Raw genomic sequence first — 18,983 nt, 5'->3', positions numbered from 1 at the left:
TCGAGGAAATGACGTTGCTACGTTTCTGAACTCACATGACGTACAGATCGACGTATTCATTGACCGGCATCGCTTCTAACTTTGCCTGGTCCAGCGACACATCGAGGATCGCTTGCTGTTGCTTCGCCGGAAAGCGCCGCGCGAGATTCGTCCTGAACTTCTCGACCAGCAGCGGGATGCCTTCGGCGCGGCGACGCCTGTGACCGAGCGGGTATTCGACGACCACCTCGTCGAACGTCGATCCGTCGGCGAACTCGATTGTCAGCGCGTTCGCAATCGAGCGCTTGTCAGGGTCGTGATAATCCTTCGTGAACTGCGGGTCTTCCACGCACGCCATCTTGGCGCGCAGCGCGTCGATGCGCGGGTCGCGCGCGACTTCGTCTTCGTAATCGGCAGCCGTCAGACGGCCGAAAATCAGCGGCACCGCAATCATGTACTGGATACAGTGATCGCGGTCGGCTGGATTGTTCAGCGGGCCTTTTTTATCGATGATGCGGATGGCCGCTTCGTGCGTGCGGATCGTGATCTTCGCGATCTCTTCGACGCGCTTGCCGCTCGCGCGCAGTTGTTCGTGCAGCGTCATCGCTGCTTCGGCAGCCGTTTGCGCGTGGAATTCGGCGGGGAACGAAATCTTGAAGAGTACGTTCTCCATCACGTACGCGCCGTACGGGCGCTGGAACTTGAATGGCTGTTCTTTGAACAGCACGTCGTAGAAGCCCCACGTTTTCGCGGTCAGCACGGACGGATAGCCCATTTCGCCCGTCTTCGCGATCAGCGCGAGGCGCACCGCGCGCGACGTGGCGTCGCCTGCTGCCCAGGACTTGCGCGAGCCCGTGTTCGGCGCATGGCGGTAGGTACGCAGCGCATGTCCATCGACAAGCGCCTGCGAGACTGCGTTGATCAGCTCATCGCGCGACAGTCCAAGCAACTGGCCGACCACTGCCGTCGAAGCGAGCTTCACGAGCAGCACATGGTCGAGGCCGACCTTGTTGAACGAATTTTCGAGCGCGATGCAGCCTTGAATTTCGTGCGCCTTGATCATGGCGATCAGGACGTCTTTCATCGCGAGCGGCTTTTTGCCGTTGGCGATGGCGGTGCGCGAGAGCCAGTCGGCCGTCGCGAGAATGCCGCCGAGGTTATCGGACGGATGGCCCCATTCGGCCGCAAGCCAGGTGTCGTTGAAGTCGAGCCAGCGGATCATGGCGCCGATGTTGAACGCGGCTTGCACAGGGTCCAGCTGGAACGACGTGCCCGGCACCTTGGCGCCGTTCGGGACGATCGTGCCGGGCACGATCGGTCCCATCAGCTTGGTGCAGGCAGGGTAAGACAGGGCCTCGAGTCCACAACCGAGCGTGTCGATCAGGCAATTGCGCGCCGTCTCCAGCGCGAGATCGCTCTCGAGCTTGTAATGCAGTACATAGTCGACGATATCGACCAGTACTGTGTCCGGATCGGGCCGGACGTTGGAGATCGGTGCGGACATCGAGGTTTCCTGTCAGGCCCGTGTTACTGAGCCTTGTTGACGGCGTTCGACTGCGTCGGCGCCGGTGCGCCTTGCGACATGGCGGCCGTCACGCATTCGTCGGCCAGACGCGAGCTGTCCTTGTCCGAGAACAACATTGCCTTGGTTGGGATCACGACGAGATCCATGCCGCTTGCTGCGTCGTGGAAACGGTCTGCGCCCGTCGTCGTGTTTTCACGCGGCAGGTTGTAGTTCTTGTTGCCCCAGTGGACAGTGACGATCTGGTCGCGCTTCATGTCGCCCTTCAGATCGAACGACAGACCTTCCTTACACGACCACTTTTCCGCACCTTCCGGAATCGGATCGACCTTGGCTTCCTTGGCCGGATTCGGCTTGCGCTTGATCAGGCGCTTGGGCTGCGGCGCCTTCGGCTTGGCCGTGGTGGTCGATTGTGCGAACGCGCTGGGCGCCGTCACCAGCAGCGTTGAAGACAGAGCGCCAATAACGGTAGCGATCAGCAGTTTTTTCATGGGAGAGAACCTTTCTATCTAATTTCAGAGTTTAAACAGTGCACGATTGCAATTTCGCAACCGCCGGGGTACTGCACGCGCCCCGAGAGCGCACAGCGGACGCTATTTTCTCCTATTTAGCGCCACGAACTTCAAATTCTCCGGACCGGTGTAATTTGCGCTGGGTCGAATGATCTTGTTGTCGACGCGCTGCTCGATGATGTGCGCGGCCCAGCCGGACGTGCGCGAGATCACGAAGAGCGGCGTAAACATTGCCGTCGGCACACCCATCATGTGATACGACACGGCGCTGAACCAGTCGAGGTTCGGGAACATCTTCTTCGCGTCGGCCATCACGCCTTCGAGCCGCTCGGCGATATCGAACAGCTTCATGTTCGATGCCTCCTTCGACAGCTTCTTCGCCACTTCCTTGATCACCTTGTTGCGCGGATCGGAGATCGTGTACACGGGGTGGCCGAAGCCGATCACGACTTCCTTGTTTTCGACGCGGCGGCGGATGTCGGCTTCTGCCTCATCCGGCGTCTGGTAGCGCGACTGGATCTCGAACGCGACCTCGTTGGCGCCGCCGTGCTTCGGGCCGCGCAGCGCGCCGATCGCGCCCGTGATGGCCGAATACATGTCCGAGCCCGTGCCCGCGATCACGCGGCCCGCGAACGTCGATGCGTTGAATTCATGTTCCGCGTACAGGTTCAGCGACACATGCATCGCATCGACCCATGACTTCGGCGGCTCCACGCCATGCAGCAGATGCAGGAAGTGGCCACCGATCGAATCGTCGTCGGTTTCGACTTCGATCCGCTTGCCGTTGTGCGAGTAGTGATACCAGTACAGCAGCATCGAGCCGAGCGAGGCCATCAGCTTGTCGGCGATATCGCGCGCGCCCGGCAGGTTGTGATCGTCTTTTTCCGGCAGCACGGTGCCCAACACGGAGACGCCCGTGCGCATCACGTCCATCGGGTGCGCGGCGGCGGGAATCCACTCGAGCGCGGCCTTCACGTTCGCGGGCAGGCCGCGCAGCGCTTTGAGCTTCTTCTTGTAAGCGGCGAGTTCGGCGACGTTGGGCAGCTTGCCGTGCACGAGCAGATACGCGATCTCCTCGAATTCGCTGGCGCCAGCGATATCGAGAATGTCGTAGCCACGGTAGTGCAGGTCGTTACCCGTCTTGCCTACCGTGCACAGCGCGGTGTTGCCCGCCGTCACGCCCGACAGGGCCACGGATTTCTTCGGCTTGAAGCCGCTTGTTGTTCCCGGTGCAGCCGCTTGCGTCGTATCGCTCATTCCAGGGGTCTCCTTGATGTGCCGCTCACTTGTCCTGCTCGTTGTTCCGCGTGCCTTGGCTGAACAGCGCGTCGAGCTTTTGCTCGTAAGCGTGATAGCCGATGCGATCGTACAGTTCCTCGCGCGTCTGCATCGTGTCGACGACGTTCTTTTGCGTGCCGTCGCGGCGAATGGCCGTGTAAACGTTTTCAGCGGCCTTGTTCATCGCGCGGAACGCCGACAGCGGGTACAGCACCAGCGAGACATCCGCGCCGCGCAGTTCATCGACGGTGAACAGGGGCGTCGCGCCGAACTCGGTGATATTTGCGAGAACGGGGACCTTCACGGCCTGCGCGAACTGCCGGTACATGCCGAGTTCCGTCATCGCTTCCGGGAAGATCATGTCGGCGCCGGCTTCGACGCAGGCCATCGCGCGGTCCATCGCCGCTTGCAGACCTTCGACGGCGAGCGCGTCGGTGCGCGCCATGATGACAAAGTTGGGATCGGTGCGCGCGTCGACGGCCGCCTTGATGCGGTCGACCATCTCGTCCTGCGTCACGATCGCCTTGCCCGGCCGATGCCCGCAGCGCTTCGCGCCGACCTGGTCTTCGATGTGCATCGCGCCCGCGCCGGCCTTGGTCAGCGCCTTCACGGTACGCGCAATATTGAATGCCGACGGGCCGAAGCCGGTGTCGACGTCGACCAGCAGCGGCAGATCGCAGACGTCGGTGATGCGGCGCACGTCGGTCAAAACGTCATCGAGCGTCGAGATGCCGAGATCGGGCAAGCCCAGCGAGCCAGCCGCGACGCCGCCACCCGACACGTAGATCGCCTTGAAGCCCGCGCGTTGCGCGAGCAGCGCGTGATTCGCGTTGATCGCGCCGACCACCTGCAACGGTTTTTCGGTGGCGACGGCTGCGCGGAACGCGGCGCCCGCGGATGTGTTGGCTGTGCTCATGATGCGGATTCCTCGTTCGGCCCGAACAGCGGCGCGGCTTCGGCGGGCACGCTGCGGCCCGTCGAGCGGGCGCGGCGCAGCACCGACCAGTAATAGCGATAGCTCGCGCGATCGTGCAGCGTGTCGCGATGGCGCGTCGGGCCCCATTGCGCGGACTGCGCGGCGAGCAGGATTTCCGTCGCCGTCGCGATTTCTTCGTCGCGCGGCGCGAAGGCCGACACGATGGCGGGAATCTGCGCGGGGTGAATGCTCCACATGCGCGTGTAACCGAACTCGTTGCGCGCGCGCAGCGCGTCGTTCGCGACGACGTCCATGTCACGCACTTCCGTGGATACGTTGTGCGACGGCACCTTGCCGTGTGCGTGGCAGGCCGCCGAAATCTCAAGCTTCGCGCGCCGCACGAGCGGGTGATCGAACTGGCCCGGCGAGCGCATCGCGGTATCAGGAATCGCGCCGTCGTGCGCGGAGACGAAGTCCATCAGGCCGAAGCTCAGGGATTCGACGGCGGGCAGCGCGGCCAGATCGAACACGCGCGTGAGCGCGCCATGCGTTTCGATCAGCAACTCGACGGGAACGGGCTTCGCGATGCCGAGCTCGCGCCGCGTGGCCTCGATGAACGCGCACATTTCGGCGGCGTCGGGCACGTTGCGGATTTTCGGCAGAGTAATGAAGGCAGGCGCGCGCTTCGCCGCGCGCAGGATGAGGCGCACGTCGTCGCGCCAGTGCGCGTGGTTGAAGTCGTGAATCCGCACGCCGACGCGGCCGAAACGGTCGTGTTCGCCGCCGAGCAGCGACGCGACCAGTTCCGCGTGTTCCGCCTCGCGGCCCACTTGCGCGCCGTCTTCGCAATCGAGCGTGATGTCGAAGACAGGGCCCAACTCCTGCTGCAAAGCGAGCGATTTGAGCATCAGCTTCTCACTGCCGGCGTAGTGGTCGCAGGCAGGCAGCACAGTGGGCGGCGCTTCGCCGTCAAACAGGACTTCGGCGGGAGTCAATGCGCGCATTATCGGCGTGTGGGTACTGTTTGGAAACTCTGATTCGGGTGCGTTCTGGTCTGTTGCGGCCGTGATATATGACGGTCAGATCAAAACGCGCTCGAATCAGTTGCGAACCCCTGCATGCGCTTGCTGCGCGAACCATCATGCAGGATTGTCAAACGTAAAAAACCGGAACCCGCCGCGCTGCAACGGAGTCCCGGTTGTTCGGCATCAGGCGATTAGCCGAGCAGGTGCTGAACGCCTTCGCGCTCTTCGAGCAGCTCGTTCAGCGTGTTGTCCATCTTTTCGCGCGCGAATGCGTCGATCTGCAGGCCTTCGACACGCTTGTACTCGCCGTTTTCGCACGTCACGGCAACGCCGTAGACGATATCTTCGGGGATGCCGTACGAACCGTCCGACGGAATGCCCATCGTGACCCACTTGCCGTTCGTGCCGAGCACCCAGTCACGCACGTGGTCGATGGCTGCGTTCGCTGCCGAAGCCGCCGACGACAGGCCGCGCGCTTCAATGATCGCCGCGCCGCGCTTGCCGACCGTCGGGATGAACGTGTTGCGGTTCCATTCTTCGTCGTTGATCAGCTTGGTCAGGTCCTGGCCTTCAGCCGTGGCGATGCGGAAGTCCGGGTACATGGTGGGCGAGTGGTTGCCCCACACCACGAGCTTTTCGATCGAAGCGACCGGCTTGCCCGACTTGGCGGCCAGTTGCGAAAGCGCGCGGTTGTGGTCCAGACGCAGCATGGCCGTGAAGTTCTTCTTCGGCAGATCCGGTGCCGACTTCATCGCGATGTAGGCGTTCGTGTTCGCCGGATTGCCGACGACCAGCACCTTCACGTCGCGGCTCGCCACTTCGTTCAGTGCCTTGCCTTGCACCGTGAAGATTTCGGCGTTGGCCGACAGCAGGTCCTTACGTTCCATGCCTTTCGAACGCGGACGCGCGCCGACCAGCAGTGCGACGTCGGCATCCTTGAACGCAACCTTGGGATCGTCAGTGACCACGACACCCGCGAGCAGCGGGAACGCGCAGTCTTCGAGTTCCATCACGACGCCTTTGACGGCGGCTTGCGCTTGCGGCAGGTCCAGCAGTTGCAGGATGACCGGCTGATCCTTGCCGAGCATGTCGCCATTGGCGATGCGGAACAGCAGGGAGTAACCGATTTGACCTGCGGCGCCGGTGACGGCAACGCGCTTTGCGGGCTTAGCCATTGAGAAATCTCCAGGACGATGCGTTGAACGCTAGGGAAAACGCCATTCTATATGGGCGTTACGCGAAGCGTGGTTTTAGCACGGCGAATTCGCTGCGCGAGCCCTGCAGGCGGTCCGAAGAAGGCCCGAAGGCACGCTGCCGGCGAAGCCGCCGTGCCGGATAATCTGTGCTGCCGAGCGCGGGGACGGACATTGCTTGCAGCGATCGGCGTCATGATAGACGCCACATCAAGGCCGCTGCATGGCGCGGCTCCTGCAAACAGCGCGTTTCGGCGGGGCATTGCGGCGCACTTGCCGGGCAATGCAGGGCGAAGCGAAACCTGGACTGCGTGAGGGAACAGCGTGATGCAGGGTGGCCTTCCGGTGCATCACGCGGTTGACATAAAGCGCTGTCAAAAATGCGTGGCACAACCCGCAAACCCTTGCTCGACAAGGAGTGTAGGAGTCGGGCGAGACAAAGTCAACCGTATCTTATGTCTTATATAAGACATATCTATTACGGCAAAAAATCTGGACGGCATGAGGCGCTTTGTGTTGAAATGCGCGCATGAATTCGAACCCGGCCAGCACAGCGAACCCTCCCGGCGCGTCCGGTGCGGGCGACGCTGCGCCTGTTTCCGCGCCAGCGCCGTCGCCGACGTTCAGTCCTCTCTACCAGCAGATCAAGGCGCTCATCACGCAGAGCCTCGAGTCGGGTGAATGGAAGCCTGGCGAGATCATTCCCAGTGAAGTCGAACTGGCCGCGCGTTACAAGGTCAGCCAGGGCACGGTGCGCAAGGCGATCGACGAGCTTGCCGCCGACAATCTGCTGGTGCGCCGCCAGGGCAAAGGCACTTTTGTTGCTACGCACAACGAAGAGCGCGCGCAGTTCCGCTTCCTCCGTCTTCTCGCCGACGACGGCGCCGAGCATCCGCATATCAGCCGGCTGCTCGAATGCCGGCGCTTGCGCGCGTCGGCGGATATCGCGCGGCAGCTGGACCTGAAGCCGGCCGATCCCGTCGTGCTGATCAAGCGTCTTTTGACGTTCGACGGCGAAGACACAGTGCTCGACGAGATCTGGTTGCCGGGTGGCGTGTTCCGCGGGCTGACGCTCGAGCGCCTGTCGGAGTACAAGGGGCCGCTCTACGCGATGTTCGAAACGGAGTTCGGTACGCGCATGATTCGCGCGTCCGAGAAGATTCGCGCCGTTGCCGCGGACCCGTCCGTTGCCGATCTTTTACACGTGCCGACGGGATTTCCGTTGCTGTCCGTCGAGCGCGTGTCCTATACCTATGGTGACCGTCCCGTCGAAGTACGTCGCGGATGGTATGTCACAACCGGGTATTACTATCAGAACGATTTGAGTTGAAAGAAGAAGCGTTGCCGTGGGCTTGCGGCAAGGCTTGCGCGGGCCTTCATGCGCGCTTCGCGGCACGCTCGCCAGAGCAGTGTTACGCTGCAGCGCGAAATGAAAAGGCGCTAAAATTGCGGATTAGTGTGACTACAAGTAGGGGTCTAGCATGGCAGAAGCCGTAAAAAAACCGAGGCCGGAATACCGGAACATCGGTATCGGGCAGATATTGACGGCATACCGTCTTCCTCTCGCGGGGCGGGTGTCGATCCTTCACCGCCTGAGCGGCGGCCTGCTGTTCATCTTCCTTCCGTTCCTGCTTTACCTCTTTGACCAGAGCCTGACCTCCGAACTGAGCTTCGAGGTGTTCAAGGGCTTCCTGTCCAACATCATCGTCAAGCTGATCACGCTGGTGCTGGCCTGGGCGTTCCTGTTCCACTTCTGCGCGGGCGTGCGCCATCTGATGATGGACATGAACCACGACGCGGTGTCGAAAGAGCGCGGCAAGAGCACGTCGGTCGTCGTGCTGGTGGTGTCGTCGATCCTGACGATCGCCTTCGCGCTCAAACTGTTCGGAGCATTCTAAAAACATGTCCGCTAATAACCGAGTTGGCTCCAAGCGCCTGGTGGTCGGCGCGCACTATGGTCTACGCGACTGGCTCGCGCAGCGCATCACGGCCGTCATCATGGCCGTGTACACCGTCATCCTGCTCGCCTGGTTCTTCGGCGCGCACGCATTCTCTTACGACGGCTGGGCAGGCATCTTCGCCACGCAGTGGATGAAGCTCGCCACCTTCGTCGCGCTGCTGTCGCTGTTCTATCACGCGTGGGTCGGCATCCGGGACATCTGGATGGACTACATCAAGCCCGTTGGCACGCGGCTTCTGCTGCAGGCGTTGACGATCGTCTGGCTGCTCGCGTGTGCGGGCTACGCTGCGCAGATTCTCTGGAGAGTGTAAAGAATGGCTGCAATCAAGAATTCCCTGCCGCGTCGCCGCTTCGACGTGGTCATCGTTGGCGCGGGCGGCTCGGGGATGCGCGCGTCGCTGCAACTCGCGCGTGCGGGCCTGTCCGTCTGCGTGCTGTCGAAGGTGTTCCCGACGCGCTCGCATACCGTTGCTGCCCAGGGCGGCATCGGCGCCTCGCTCGGCAACATGAGCGAAGACAACTGGCACTACCACTTCTACGACACGATCAAGGGCTCCGACTGGCTCGGCGACCAGGACGCGATCGAGTTCATGTGCCGCGAAGCACCGAACGCCGTCTACGAACTCGAACACTTCGGCATGCCGTTCGACCGTAACGCGGATGGCACGATCTACCAGCGTCCGTTCGGCGGCCACACGGCCAACTACGGCGAGAAGCCCGTTCAGCGCGCGTGCGCGGCGGCTGACCGTACCGGCCACGCACTCCTGCACACGCTGTACCAGCAGAACGTCGCGGCGAAGACGACGTTCTTCGTCGAATGGATGGCGCTGGACCTGATCCGCGACGCTGAAGGCGACGTGCTCGGCGTGACCGCGCTCGAAATGGAAACGGGCGACGTCTATATCCTCGAAGGCAAGACCACGCTGTTCGCCACGGGCGGCGCGGGCCGGATCTTCGCGGCATCGACCAATGCGTTCATCAATACGGGCGACGGCCTGGGCATGGCCGCACGCGCGGGCATCCCGCTCGAAGACATGGAATTCTGGCAATTCCACCCGACGGGCGTCGCAGGCGCAGGCGTGCTGATCACGGAAGGCGTGCGCGGCGAAGGCGGCATCCTGCGTAACTCGGACGGCGAGCGCTTCATGGAGCGCTACGCGCCGACGCTGAAGGATCTGGCGCCGCGCGACTTCGTTTCGCGCTCGATGGACCAGGAAATCAAGGAAGGCCGTGGCGTCGGTCCGAACAAGGACCACGTGCTGCTCGACCTGTCGCACATCGGCGCCGAGACGATCATGAAGCGTCTGCCGTCGATCCGCGAAATCGCGCTGAAGTTCGCGAACGTCGACTGCATCAAGGAGCCGATCCCGGTTGTGCCGACCATCCACTACCAGATGGGCGGCATTCCGACGAACATCCACGGTCAGGTTGTCGGTACGGCGAAGGGCCACGAAGACCCGATCAACGGTTTCTACGCAGTGGGCGAATGCTCGTGCGTGTCGGTGCATGGCGCGAACCGCCTGGGCACGAACTCGCTGCTCGACCTGGTGGTGTTCGGTCGCGCGGCCGGCAACCACATCGTCAAGCATGTGAAGGAAATCAAGGATCACAAGCCGCTGCCGGCCGATGCTGCTGATTTCGCGCTGTCGCGTCTGGCGAAGCTGGACAACTCCAGCTCCGGCGAATACGCGCAGAACGTGGCGAACGATATCCGCTCGACGATGCAGGCGCACGCGGGCGTGTTCCGTACGTCGGCGCTGCTGGCGGAAGGCGTCGAGCGCATTCGTGAAGTGGCCGCACGGGTCGAGAACATCCACCTGAAGGACAAGTCGAAGGTGTTCAACACGGCGCGCGTCGAAGCGCTCGAAGTGGAGAACCTGATCGAGGTCGCGCGCGCGACGATGGTGTCGGCGGAAGCCCGCAAGGAAAGCCGTGGCGCGCATGCGCAGAACGACTTCGAACATCGCGACGACGAAAACTGGCTGCGCCATACGCTGTGGTACAGCGAAGGCGACCGGCTCGACTACAAGCCGGTTCACATGAACCCGCTGACGGTCGAATCGGTGCCGCCCAAAGCGCGTACCTTCTAAAGCACAAAGGACCCCACACCATGGCCAAGCGTACATTCGAAATCTACCGCTACGACCCAGACAGGGACGCCGCGCCGCGCATGCAGACGTACGAGATCGAGATCGACTCGCACGAGCGCATGCTGCTCGACGCGCTGGTGAAGCTGAAGGCACTGGACGAAACGCTGTCGTTCCGCCGCTCGTGCCGCGAGGGTGTCTGCGGCTCGGACGCGATGAACATCAACGGCAAGAACGGTCTTGCCTGCCTGACGAACCTGAACGACCTGCCGCAGAAGATCGTGCTGCGTCCGCTGCCGGGGCTGCCCGTGGTGCGCGACCTGATCTGCGACTTCACGCAGTTCTTCAACCAGTATCACTCGATCAAGCCGTATCTGATCAACGACACGCCGCCGCCGGAGAAGGAGCGTCTGCAGTCGCCGGAAGAGCGTGACGAACTCGACGGGCTGTACGAGTGCATCCTGTGCGCGAGCTGCTCGACGTCGTGCCCGAGCTTCTGGTGGAATCCGGACAAGTTCGTCGGCCCGGCAGGGCTGCTGCAAGCCTACCGTTTCATCGCGGACAGCCGCGACGAGGCGACGGGCGAGCGGCTGGACAACCTGGAAGATCCGTACCGTCTGTTCCGTTGCCATACGATCATGAACTGCGTCGACGTGTGCCCGAAGGGGCTCAACCCGACGAAGGCGATCGGCAAGATCAAGGAATTGATGGTGCGCCGGGCGGTCTGAGATGGACGAAACATCGCATCAGTCCGACCCGCTGCGTCGCGCGCGTCTCCGCTGGCGTGCACGACGTGGCCTGCTGGAAAACGATCTGATCTTCGAGCGTTTTTTTAGCCGATATGAGCATGATCTCAGTGATGCAGACGTAGGCGCGCTCACGCGCCTGCTCGAACTAAGCGATAACGACCTGATGGACTTGCTGCTCGCCCGCAAGGAACCGGAGGGCGACCTCGCCGACGCAGATGTCGCGCGAGTGCTGGAGATACTGCGTAACGTGTAATCAAGGCGTAAGCCTCGCCATTACGCAGGTGAGTTTGATCCAGGCGTGCAATTATCGAAACCCTGTTTCCATACTTCGATTGAGGATGTGCTATGACCCCGTCAGATGTTAAAGCCACGCTATCGTTCAGCGACAACTCGCCGAGCGTTGAAATGCCGATTTACAAGGGCACGATGGGCCCGGATGTGATCGACATCCGTAAGCTGTATGGTCAGACCGGCAAGTTCACGTACGATCCGGGCTTTATGTCGACGGCGTCGTGCAACTCGGCTATCACCTACATCGACGGTGACAAGGGCGAGCTGCTGTACCGCGGCTTCCCGATCGACAATCTCGCGCAAAACGCGGACTTCCTCGAAACGTGCTACGCGCTGCTGAAGGGCGAATTGCCGAATCAGGCGCAGAAGGACGAGTTCGTGAAGACGGTCACGAACCACACGATGGTTCACGAGCAGATGCAGTTCTTCTTCCGTGGTTTCCGCCGCGACGCGCACCCGATGGCGATTCTCGTCGCCGCAGTCGGCGCGCTGTCGGCGTTCTACCACGACTCGCTCGACATCAATAACCCGCGTCACCGCGAAGTCTCGGCCATCCGCATGATCGCCAAGCTGCCGACGCTGGTCGCGATGGCGTACAAGTACTCGATCGGCCAGCCGTTCGTGTATCCGCAGAACAATCTGTCGTACAGCGCGAACTTCATGCGCATGATGTTCTCGAACCCGTGCGAAGAGTACCAGGTCAACGAAGTGCTGGTCCGCGCACTCGACCGTATCCTGATCCTGCACGCCGACCACGAGCAGAACGCGTCGACGTCGACGGTTCGTCTGGCGGGTTCGTCGGGTGCGAATCCGTTTGCGTGTATCGCAGCTGGTATCGCGTGTCTGTGGGGCCCGGCGCACGGCGGCGCGAACGAAGCGGCGCTGAACATGCTGGAAGAAATCGGCTCGGTCGACAACATTCCTGAGTTCATCAAGCAGGTGAAGGACAAGAACTCGGGCGTGAAGCTGATGGGCTTCGGTCACCGCGTCTACAAGAACTACGATCCGCGCGCCAAGCTGATGCGCGAAACGTGCTACGAAGTGCTGAACGAACTGGGCCTGCACGACGACCCGCTGTTCAAGCTCGCCATGGCGCTGGAAAAGATCGCGCTGGAAGACGAATACTTCGTGTCGCGCAAGCTGTACCCGAACGTCGACTTCTACTCGGGCATCGTGCAGCGCGCGCTGGGCATTCCGACGTCGATGTTCACGTGTATCTTCGCAATGGCACGTACGGTCGGCTGGATCGCACAGTGGAACGAAATGATCGGCGATCCCGAACAGAAGATTGGCCGTCCGCGTCAGTTGTTCATCGGCGAAACGCCGCGCGAAGCCAAGCCGATCGCTCAGCGCTAAGCCACGGGCGCGTCAGCGCTCTACGCTTGCGTTAAACACATCGAGTGAAACACCCCAACGGTTCGCCGGTGGGGTGTTTTGCTTTATATGCCGTTTGGCCAGGTCGGGGCGCGCTTGACCGGCGGTGGGCAAAAGGCAATAATGATGGCTCAAAACTACGTACCAGCGGGTGCGAAAAACGTAGCGCCGCCCGGCAAGCCGGGTCCCACCAGGAGTGGGAGTTTTGTCGAACGACAGATAGAGAATCCCGCATGCAACGGCCACCTCAGGTGGCCGTTTGTTTTTCTGCGGACCTATCCGCGAATCCTTTTGCCAAGGTACGTCGCACGCAGTAGTGTCGCGAAGCCGACTTTACCGGCCTTTTCCTGGCGCCTCGTCAGCCCGTTGTCCAGCACGTAGGCCGACTGGATGCGCAGCACGATGCGTCGCTTGCGGCTCCGGTCTCGCTCGGCTTCGAAGAAAACGGCATAGAGCGATGTCGTGCCGTCTTCGTTCAGCTGTTCGAGCGTAACGAAGTTGGGTTGTTTCTCGTTGGCAATCGTAATGCGCCGGAACGGCAATTGAACGACGATTTCTCTTAGATGCCTGCGTGAAAGTTCGTAGCGCTGCGGGTCGAGTACACGGCGCTCTTTGCCATCGTCGTAGATTTCATCCGCAGGGATCAGATGAGTTGCGCGCGCGTCCCATCGGAAGCTACGGGAAAAGCAGTGGCAGGAGAAAAGTACGAGTACGGTCATGTCTCCGCCTAATCCCAGATCGATCTTGAATGTGAAGGCATCGAGGTGATTGAGACTCCACTTGGTCCCACGATAGCTCACCCCTGAGAATCGATGTCCAGGTTCAGGCGGTGAATCGACGATCAGATATTCGAGTTGCGACATCGTTAGCATGGTTAGGGTGACTAACCATGCTATGGCGAACGCTGGAGTGGCCGCTATACGCCGTTCGGCCGACTGCCGCGTGTTTCGTCGCTACCTCGTCGCAGGACCTGCCTTACGCACGTTCCCCCGTTCCAGCGCCAGTTGCCGAGCTTTCTGGGCAGCGAACGGCCGCCCGGCTTTCCATCCGATCATTTCGAAACGAGCGCGGGCGCCCAGCTCGGGTAGTGCCGATACAGGTATCGGCACTACCACCCAACTCCATGTTTTTTATCGGTTTTCTCGATACGTGATGGTCCCGGAATGTCAACTGCGTGGCATAATTGACCGGACACGAACTGCCCGATGTCATTACTATCCCCGCATACCATGGCACAGACTCTCTACGACAAATTGTGGAACACACATGTGGTCCACACGGAAGAAGACGGCACGACGATTCTCTATATCGACCGTCAACTGCTGCATGAAGTGACCAGCCCGCAGGCATTCGAAGGGCTGAAGCTCTCGGAGCGCCCGGTGTGGCGCATCAGCGCGAATCTGGCGGTGTCGGATCACAACGTGCCGACCACGGATCGCAGCCACGGCATCGCTGACCCCGTGTCGAAGCTGCAAGTCGATACGCTCGACTCGAACTGCGACGCGTTCGGCATCACGCAGTTCAAGATGAATGACCTGCGTCAGGGCATCGTTCACATCATCGGGCCGGAACAGGGCGCGACGCTGCCGGGCATGACGATCGTCTGCGGCGACTCGCATACGTCCACGCACGGCGCGTTCGGCGCGCTGGCGCACGGCATCGGCACGTCGGAAGTCGAACATGTGCTCGCCACGCAAACGCTTCTGCAGAAGAAGAGCAAGAACATGCTGGTCAAGGTCGAAGGCCAGTTGCCGCGCGGCTGCACCGCGAAGGACATCGTGCTCGCGATCATCGGCAAGATCGGCACGGCGGGCGGCACGGGCTACGCAATCGAATTCGGCGGCTCGACCATTCGCGCGCTGTCGATGGAAGGCCGCATGACCGTCTGCAACATGGCGATCGAAGCGGGCGCGCGCGCCGGCATGGTCGCCGTCGACGACACGACGGTCGAATACCTGAAGGGCCGTCCGTTCTCGCCGCAAGGCGTTGAATGGGATCAGGCCGTCGAATACTGGAAGCAGTTCACATCCGATCCTGGCGCGCATTTCGATCGCGTGGTCGAATTGAACGCCGCCGAGATCGTGCCGCAGGTCACGTGGGGCACGTCGCCGGAAATGGTCACGTCCATCGACGCACGCGTGCCGGACCCGGAGAAGGAAAAGGATCCGGTCAAGCGCGACGCAATGGAACGCGCGCTGCAGTACATGGCGCTCGAACCGAATCTGCCCATCGAATCGATCAAGCCGGACAAGATTTTCATCGGCTCGTGCACGAACGCGCGCATCGAGGATTTGCGCGCGGCAGCGTGGGTCGTGAAGAAACTCGGCCGCCGCGTCGCGCCGAACATCCGTCTCGCGATGGTCGTGCCGGGCTCGGGCCTCGTGAAGGCGCAAGCCGAGCGCGAAGGTCTCGACAAAGTCTTCACGGACGCGGGTTTCGAATGGCGCGAGCCGGGCTGCTCGATGTGTCTCGCGATGAACGCCGATCGGCTGGAGCCGGGCGAGCGCTGCGCATCCACGTCGAACCGCAATTTCGAAGGCCGCCAGGGCGCGGGCGGACGCACGCACCTCGTGAGCCCCGCCATGGCAGCGGCTGCCGCCATCGAAGGGCATTTCGTCGACATTCGCAAGCTGGGATGAACGCCACATGAACATCGATCGCATCGCACTTTTGCGCCGATTCGCACTCGCGACGCTAGCCGGGCTGCTGCTCGGCCTCGCTGGTTGCAACACGGTGCATGGCTTTGGCGAAGACCTGCAGCATCTGGGCGGGTCGATCAGCGACAAGGCGGCAAAGTAAGCGGTTTTTGATTCGCCGGAGGGCGTGGGTGATGCGCATGTGCACCGCCGTCCGGCTTCGAACAGGCTAAAGCGTCATGGAAAAATTCATCGTACATACCGGCGTCGTGGCGCCGCTCGATCGCGAAAACGTCGACACCGACGCGATCATTCCGAAGCAGTTCCTGAAGTCGATCAAGCGCACGGGCTTCGGTCCGAACGCGTTCGACGAATGGCGTTATCTCGATCACGGCGAGCCGGGACAGGACAATTCGAAGCGTCCGCTGAATCCGGATTTCGTGCTGAACCAGCCGCGCTATCAGGGCGCGTCGGTGCTGCTCGCACGCCAGAACTTCGGCTGCGGCAGCTCGCGCGAGCACGCGCCGTGGGCGCTGCAACAGTATGGCTTCCGCGCGATCATCGCGCCGAGCTTCGCGGACATCTTCTACAACAACTGCTTCAAGAATGGTCTGCTGCCCATCGTGCTGACGGGTCAACAGGTCGACCATCTGTTCGACGAAACATTCGCGTTCAACGGCTTCCAGCTGACCGTCGATCTGGAAAAGCAGGTCGTGCGCACGGCTGACGGCAGCGCCGAATATCCGTTCGAAGTCGCTGCGTTCCGCAAATACTGTCTGCTGAACGGCTTCGACGACATTGGCCTCACGCTGCGTCACGCGGACAAGATTCGCCAGTACGAAGCAGAGCGCATCGCGAAGCAGCCGTGGCTCAATAACCGCCTCGTGCGCTGAAGATTTCGCGAAAGCGCGCCTGATCCAGCCCAGACAGAAACCAACAAGGAATACGCATGAAGATCGCAGTGTTGCCGGGCGACGGCATTGGCAAGGAAATCGTCAAGGAAGCCGTCAAGGTTCTGAACGTGCTCGGCGAGAAGTTCGAGCTGGAAGAAGCGCCCGTCGGCGGCGCGGGCTACGAGGCGGCGGGTCATCCGCTGCCGGAAGCCACGCTCAAGCTCGCGAAGGAAGCGGACGCGATCCTGTTCGGCGCGGTTGGCGACTGGAAGTACGATTCGCTCGAGCGTTCGCTGCGTCCAGAACAGGCAATCCTGGGCCTGCGCAAGCATTTGCAACTGTTCGCGAACTTCCGTCCGGCGATCTGCTATCCGCAATTGACGGGCGCGTCGTCGCTGAAGCCGGAAATCGTATCGGGCCTCGATATCCTGATCGTGCGCGAACTGAACGGCGACATCTATTTCGGCTCGCCGCGCGGTGTGCGTGCAGCGCCGGACGGTCCGTTCGAAGGCGCGAAAGAAGGCTTCGACACGATGCGTTATTCGGAACCCGAAGTGCGCCGCATCGCGCACGTCGCATTCCAGGCGGCGCAGAAGCGCGACAAGAAGCTGACGTCGGTCGACAAGGCGAACGTGCTCGAAACGTCGCAATTGTGGAAGGACGTGATGATCGATGTCTCGAAGGAATACGCGGAAGTCGAGCTGTCGCATATGTATGTCGACAACGCGGCAATGCAGCTCGTGAAGGCGCCGAAATCGTTCGACGTGATCGTTACGGGCAACATGTTCGGCGACATTCTGTCGGACGAAGCGGCAATGTTGACGGGTTCGATCGGCATGCTGCCGTCGGCTTCGCTCGACAAGAACAACAAGGGTCTGTACGAGCCCTCGCACGGCTCGGCGCCGGATATCGCGGGCAAGGGCATTGCGAATCCGCTCGCCACGATTCTGTCGGCCGCGATGATGCTGCGTTATTCGCTGAACCGGGCCGAGCAGGCCGACCGTATCGAAAGCGCCGTGAAAAAGGTGCTGGAGCAAGGCTATCGCACGGGCGATATTCTCACGCCGGGCTGCAAGCAGGTCGGCACGGAAGCGATGGGCGACGCCGTGGTGGCCGCGCTGTAATTCTTCAGCAAACACGCGTGAATCTGCCAATTTTGCGCGGATTCACGCAAATCGCGGCGCCCGTGCCGCAAAAAACGGGTTTTCGTGTAGACTCATGTGATGGCGACGATTCCTCAAATCTCCTCGATTTCGACACTGCGCGGCAAAACGGCCCGCGTGGTTGCGCTCGCCATTACCATCAAAACGATTACCCCGAAAACGATCACGAAGCGCTGATCGTCCGTCGTGCCCGCCCATCTTCCCCGCGCGGTCACTGCGGGCAAAGATGCGGGGAAGTGTCCACTCGAAGGGTATGAAGTCATGAACGTAGGTCTCGTAGGTTGGCGCGGCATGGTCGGCAGCGTCCTGATGCAACGCATGCAACAGGAAGGCGATTTCGATCTGATCGAACCGGTGTTTTTCAGCACCAGCAATGCGGGCGGCAATGCGCCGTCGTTTGCCAAAAACGAGACCAAGCTCAAAGATGCGACAAGCATCGACGACCTGAAGAAGTGCGACGCCATCATCTCCTGCCAGGGCGGCGACTACACGAACGAAGTGTTCCCAAAGCTGCGCGCAGCGGGCTGGAACGGCTACTGGATCGACGCGGCTTCGTCGCTGCGCATGAAGGATGACGCCGTCATCATTCTCGATCCCGTCAACCTCGACGTGATCAAGAACGCGCTGGTCAAGGGCCAGAAGAATTTCATCGGCGGCAACTGCACGGTCAGCCTGATGCTGATGGCGCTGGGCGGCCTGTTCCGCGAAAACCTCGTCGACTGGATGACGGCCATGACGTATCAGGCTGCTTCCGGCGCGGGCGCGCAAAACATGCGTGAACTGCTGAGCCAGATGGGCACGCTGCACGGCGCAGTGAAGGATGAGCTGGCCAATCCGTCGTCGGCCATTCTCGATATCGACCGCCGCGTGCTGTCGGCCATGAACAGCGACAGCATGCCGACCGATCACTTCGGCGTGCCGCTCGCGGGCTCGCTGATTCCGTGGATCGACAAGGATCTCGGCAACGGCATGTCGAAGGAAGAGTGGAAGGGCGGCGCGGAAACCAACAAGATTCTCGGCAAGCCCGCGATGGGCGAGCCGGGCTCGATCCCCGTCGACGGCCTGTGCGTGCGTATCGGCGCAATGCGCTGCCACTCGCAGGCGCTGACCATCAAGCTGAACAAGGACGTGCCGCTCGACGAAGTGAACGGCATTCTCGCTTCGGCGAACGACTGGGTGAAGGTCGTGCCGAACGAGCGCGAAGCGTCGATGCGCGATCTGTCGCCCGCCGTGGTGACGGGCACGCTGACGGTGCCGGTCGGCCGCCTGCGCAAGCTCGCGATGGGTGGCGAATATCTGTCGGCATTCACGGTCGGCGACCAGTTGCTGTGGGGCGCTGCTGAGCCGCTGCGTCGGATGCTTCGCATTCTGCTCGACAAGTAAAGTAAACTACGCGCGTTAACTG

General features: G+C 61.6%; 19 protein-coding genes. 12 read left to right on the top strand and 7 right to left on the bottom strand.

Annotated elements, in window-relative coordinates:
- Window positions 1-31: 31 nt before the first annotated feature.
- From C2L64_RS31985 to C2L64_RS31960, 6 genes are all read right to left on the bottom strand, one after another.
- Window positions 32-1,483 (bottom strand): bifunctional 2-methylcitrate dehydratase/aconitate hydratase, encoded by a 1,452-nt coding sequence (locus C2L64_RS31985; protein WP_007579554.1) that lies wholly within the window; start codon window positions 1,481-1,483, stop codon window positions 32-34.
- Between the two features lie 23 nt (window positions 1,484-1,506).
- Window positions 1,507-1,992: a hypothetical protein gene (locus C2L64_RS31980; protein WP_007579555.1), complete on the bottom strand. Its 486-nt coding sequence runs from the start codon at window positions 1,990-1,992 to the stop codon at window positions 1,507-1,509.
- Window positions 1,993-2,094: 102 nt separating this feature from the next.
- Complete coding sequence (gene prpC, locus C2L64_RS31975; RefSeq protein WP_007579556.1) at window positions 2,095-3,270, bottom strand: bifunctional 2-methylcitrate synthase/citrate synthase; 1,176 nt, start codon at window positions 3,268-3,270, stop codon at window positions 2,095-2,097.
- Between the two features lie 25 nt (window positions 3,271-3,295).
- Window positions 3,296-4,207 (bottom strand): methylisocitrate lyase, encoded by a 912-nt coding sequence (gene prpB, locus C2L64_RS31970; protein WP_007579557.1) that lies wholly within the window; start codon window positions 4,205-4,207, stop codon window positions 3,296-3,298.
- On the bottom strand, window positions 4,204-5,211 hold the full coding sequence (locus tag C2L64_RS31965; RefSeq protein ID WP_007579559.1) for an HpcH/HpaI aldolase/citrate lyase family protein: 1,008 nt from the start codon (window positions 5,209-5,211) through the stop codon (window positions 4,204-4,206). The genes prpB and C2L64_RS31965 overlap by 4 nt, the downstream gene beginning before the upstream one ends.
- Before the next feature lie 212 nt (window positions 5,212-5,423).
- Window positions 5,424-6,407, bottom strand: coding sequence for a malate dehydrogenase (locus tag C2L64_RS31960; RefSeq protein ID WP_007579561.1), 984 nt, complete (start codon window positions 6,405-6,407; stop codon window positions 5,424-5,426).
- 547 nt (window positions 6,408-6,954) lie between these two features.
- On the opposite strand from C2L64_RS31960, the gene C2L64_RS31955 reads away from it, so the two are divergent.
- The 7 genes from C2L64_RS31955 (at window position 6,955) to gltA (ending at window position 12,868) form a co-directional block, all read left to right on the top strand.
- The gene (locus C2L64_RS31955) at window positions 6,955-7,755 is read left to right on the top strand and encodes a GntR family transcriptional regulator (protein ID WP_007579562.1); all 801 of its coding nucleotides are present in this window, start codon (window positions 6,955-6,957) and stop codon (window positions 7,753-7,755) included.
- Between the two features lie 151 nt (window positions 7,756-7,906).
- Window positions 7,907-8,323, top strand: coding sequence for a succinate dehydrogenase, cytochrome b556 subunit (sdhC, locus tag C2L64_RS31950; protein ID WP_079487703.1), 417 nt, complete (start codon window positions 7,907-7,909; stop codon window positions 8,321-8,323).
- 4 nt (window positions 8,324-8,327) lie between these two features.
- Window positions 8,328-8,696 (top strand): succinate dehydrogenase, hydrophobic membrane anchor protein, encoded by a 369-nt coding sequence (gene sdhD / locus C2L64_RS31945; RefSeq protein WP_007578582.1) that lies wholly within the window; start codon window positions 8,328-8,330, stop codon window positions 8,694-8,696.
- 3 nt (window positions 8,697-8,699) lie between these two features.
- A complete protein-coding gene (gene sdhA, locus C2L64_RS31940) occupies window positions 8,700-10,475 on the top strand; it encodes a succinate dehydrogenase flavoprotein subunit (protein ID WP_079500471.1) in 1,776 nt (591 codons plus the stop codon).
- 20 nt (window positions 10,476-10,495) lie between these two features.
- Window positions 10,496-11,200, top strand: coding sequence for a succinate dehydrogenase iron-sulfur subunit (locus C2L64_RS31935; RefSeq protein WP_007579629.1), 705 nt, complete (start codon window positions 10,496-10,498; stop codon window positions 11,198-11,200).
- A 1-nt stretch (window position 11,201) separates the two neighbouring features.
- Window positions 11,202-11,474 (top strand): FAD assembly factor SdhE, encoded by a 273-nt coding sequence (locus C2L64_RS31930; RefSeq protein WP_007579627.1) that lies wholly within the window; start codon window positions 11,202-11,204, stop codon window positions 11,472-11,474.
- 92 nt (window positions 11,475-11,566) lie between these two features.
- Window positions 11,567-12,868 carry a citrate synthase gene (gene gltA / locus C2L64_RS31925; RefSeq protein ID WP_007579626.1) on the top strand — a complete coding sequence of 434 codons (1,302 nt, stop codon included), beginning with the start codon at window positions 11,567-11,569 and terminating at the stop codon, window positions 12,866-12,868.
- A 293-nt stretch (window positions 12,869-13,161) separates the two neighbouring features.
- Here gltA and C2L64_RS31920 read toward each other — a convergent pair whose 3' ends face one another.
- Window positions 13,162-13,749 (bottom strand): hypothetical protein, encoded by a 588-nt coding sequence (locus C2L64_RS31920; protein WP_007579625.1) that lies wholly within the window; start codon window positions 13,747-13,749, stop codon window positions 13,162-13,164.
- A 366-nt stretch (window positions 13,750-14,115) separates the two neighbouring features.
- Between C2L64_RS31920 and leuC the strand changes: the two genes are divergently transcribed.
- The 5 genes from leuC to asd all read left to right on the top strand — a co-directional run bounded on the left by leuC (window position 14,116) and on the right by asd (window position 18,961).
- Window positions 14,116-15,525 carry a 3-isopropylmalate dehydratase large subunit gene (gene leuC / locus C2L64_RS31915; protein ID WP_007579624.1) on the top strand — a complete coding sequence of 470 codons (1,410 nt, stop codon included), beginning with the start codon at window positions 14,116-14,118 and terminating at the stop codon, window positions 15,523-15,525.
- Window positions 15,526-15,532: 7 nt separating this feature from the next.
- Complete coding sequence (locus tag C2L64_RS31910) at window positions 15,533-15,685, top strand: entericidin A/B family lipoprotein (RefSeq protein WP_007579623.1); 153 nt, start codon at window positions 15,533-15,535, stop codon at window positions 15,683-15,685.
- Between the two features lie 76 nt (window positions 15,686-15,761).
- Window positions 15,762-16,415, top strand: a complete 654-nt coding sequence (gene leuD, locus C2L64_RS31905) for a 3-isopropylmalate dehydratase small subunit (RefSeq protein WP_007579622.1) — start codon at window positions 15,762-15,764, stop codon at window positions 16,413-16,415.
- 56 nt (window positions 16,416-16,471) lie between these two features.
- A complete protein-coding gene (leuB, locus tag C2L64_RS31900) occupies window positions 16,472-17,539 on the top strand; it encodes a 3-isopropylmalate dehydrogenase (protein WP_007579621.1) in 1,068 nt (355 codons plus the stop codon).
- A gap of 300 nt (window positions 17,540-17,839) precedes the next feature.
- A complete protein-coding gene (gene asd / locus C2L64_RS31895) occupies window positions 17,840-18,961 on the top strand; it encodes an aspartate-semialdehyde dehydrogenase (protein ID WP_007579620.1) in 1,122 nt (373 codons plus the stop codon).
- The last annotated feature ends 22 nt before the right edge of the window (window positions 18,962-18,983 follow it).

Source organism: Paraburkholderia hospita, from assembly GCF_002902965.1.
In the GTDB taxonomy this organism is placed as follows: domain Bacteria; phylum Pseudomonadota; class Gammaproteobacteria; order Burkholderiales; family Burkholderiaceae; genus Paraburkholderia; species Paraburkholderia hospita.
Note: the sequence above shows the minus strand (reverse complement) of the source record. Positions and strands in the feature narration are given on the sequence as shown.

Excerpts from the sequence above, each read along its gene's own strand:
- C2L64_RS31965 (WP_007579559.1), bottom strand. The coding sequence starts at position 5,211 with ATGCGCGCATTGACTCCCGCCGAAGTCCTGTTTGACGGCGAAGCGCCG.
- C2L64_RS31980 (WP_007579555.1), bottom strand. The coding sequence starts at position 1,992 with ATGAAAAAACTGCTGATCGCTACCGTTATTGGCGCTCTGTCTTCAACG.
- asd (WP_007579620.1), top strand. The coding sequence starts at position 17,840 with ATGAACGTAGGTCTCGTAGGTTGGCGCGGCATGGTCGGCAGCGTCCTG.
- sdhA (WP_079500471.1), top strand. The coding sequence starts at position 8,700 with ATGGCTGCAATCAAGAATTCCCTGCCGCGTCGCCGCTTCGACGTGGTC.
- leuB (WP_007579621.1), top strand. The coding sequence starts at position 16,472 with ATGAAGATCGCAGTGTTGCCGGGCGACGGCATTGGCAAGGAAATCGTC.
- sdhC (WP_079487703.1), top strand. The coding sequence starts at position 7,907 with ATGGCAGAAGCCGTAAAAAAACCGAGGCCGGAATACCGGAACATCGGT.
- prpC (WP_007579556.1), bottom strand. The coding sequence starts at position 3,270 with ATGAGCGATACGACGCAAGCGGCTGCACCGGGAACAACAAGCGGCTTC.
- C2L64_RS31935 (WP_007579629.1), top strand. The coding sequence starts at position 10,496 with ATGGCCAAGCGTACATTCGAAATCTACCGCTACGACCCAGACAGGGAC.
- C2L64_RS31930 (WP_007579627.1), top strand. The coding sequence starts at position 11,202 with ATGGACGAAACATCGCATCAGTCCGACCCGCTGCGTCGCGCGCGTCTC.
- sdhD (WP_007578582.1), top strand. The coding sequence starts at position 8,328 with ATGTCCGCTAATAACCGAGTTGGCTCCAAGCGCCTGGTGGTCGGCGCG.
- C2L64_RS31985 (WP_007579554.1), bottom strand. The coding sequence starts at position 1,483 with ATGTCCGCACCGATCTCCAACGTCCGGCCCGATCCGGACACAGTACTG.
- C2L64_RS31920 (WP_007579625.1), bottom strand. The coding sequence starts at position 13,749 with ATGTCGCAACTCGAATATCTGATCGTCGATTCACCGCCTGAACCTGGA.
- prpB (WP_007579557.1), bottom strand. The coding sequence starts at position 4,207 with ATGAGCACAGCCAACACATCCGCGGGCGCCGCGTTCCGCGCAGCCGTC.
- leuD (WP_007579622.1), top strand. The coding sequence starts at position 15,762 with ATGGAAAAATTCATCGTACATACCGGCGTCGTGGCGCCGCTCGATCGC.
- leuC (WP_007579624.1), top strand. The coding sequence starts at position 14,116 with ATGGCACAGACTCTCTACGACAAATTGTGGAACACACATGTGGTCCAC.
- gltA (WP_007579626.1), top strand. The coding sequence starts at position 11,567 with ATGACCCCGTCAGATGTTAAAGCCACGCTATCGTTCAGCGACAACTCG.
- C2L64_RS31955 (WP_007579562.1), top strand. The coding sequence starts at position 6,955 with ATGAATTCGAACCCGGCCAGCACAGCGAACCCTCCCGGCGCGTCCGGT.
- C2L64_RS31910 (WP_007579623.1), top strand. The coding sequence starts at position 15,533 with ATGAACATCGATCGCATCGCACTTTTGCGCCGATTCGCACTCGCGACG.
- C2L64_RS31960 (WP_007579561.1), bottom strand. The coding sequence starts at position 6,407 with ATGGCTAAGCCCGCAAAGCGCGTTGCCGTCACCGGCGCCGCAGGTCAA.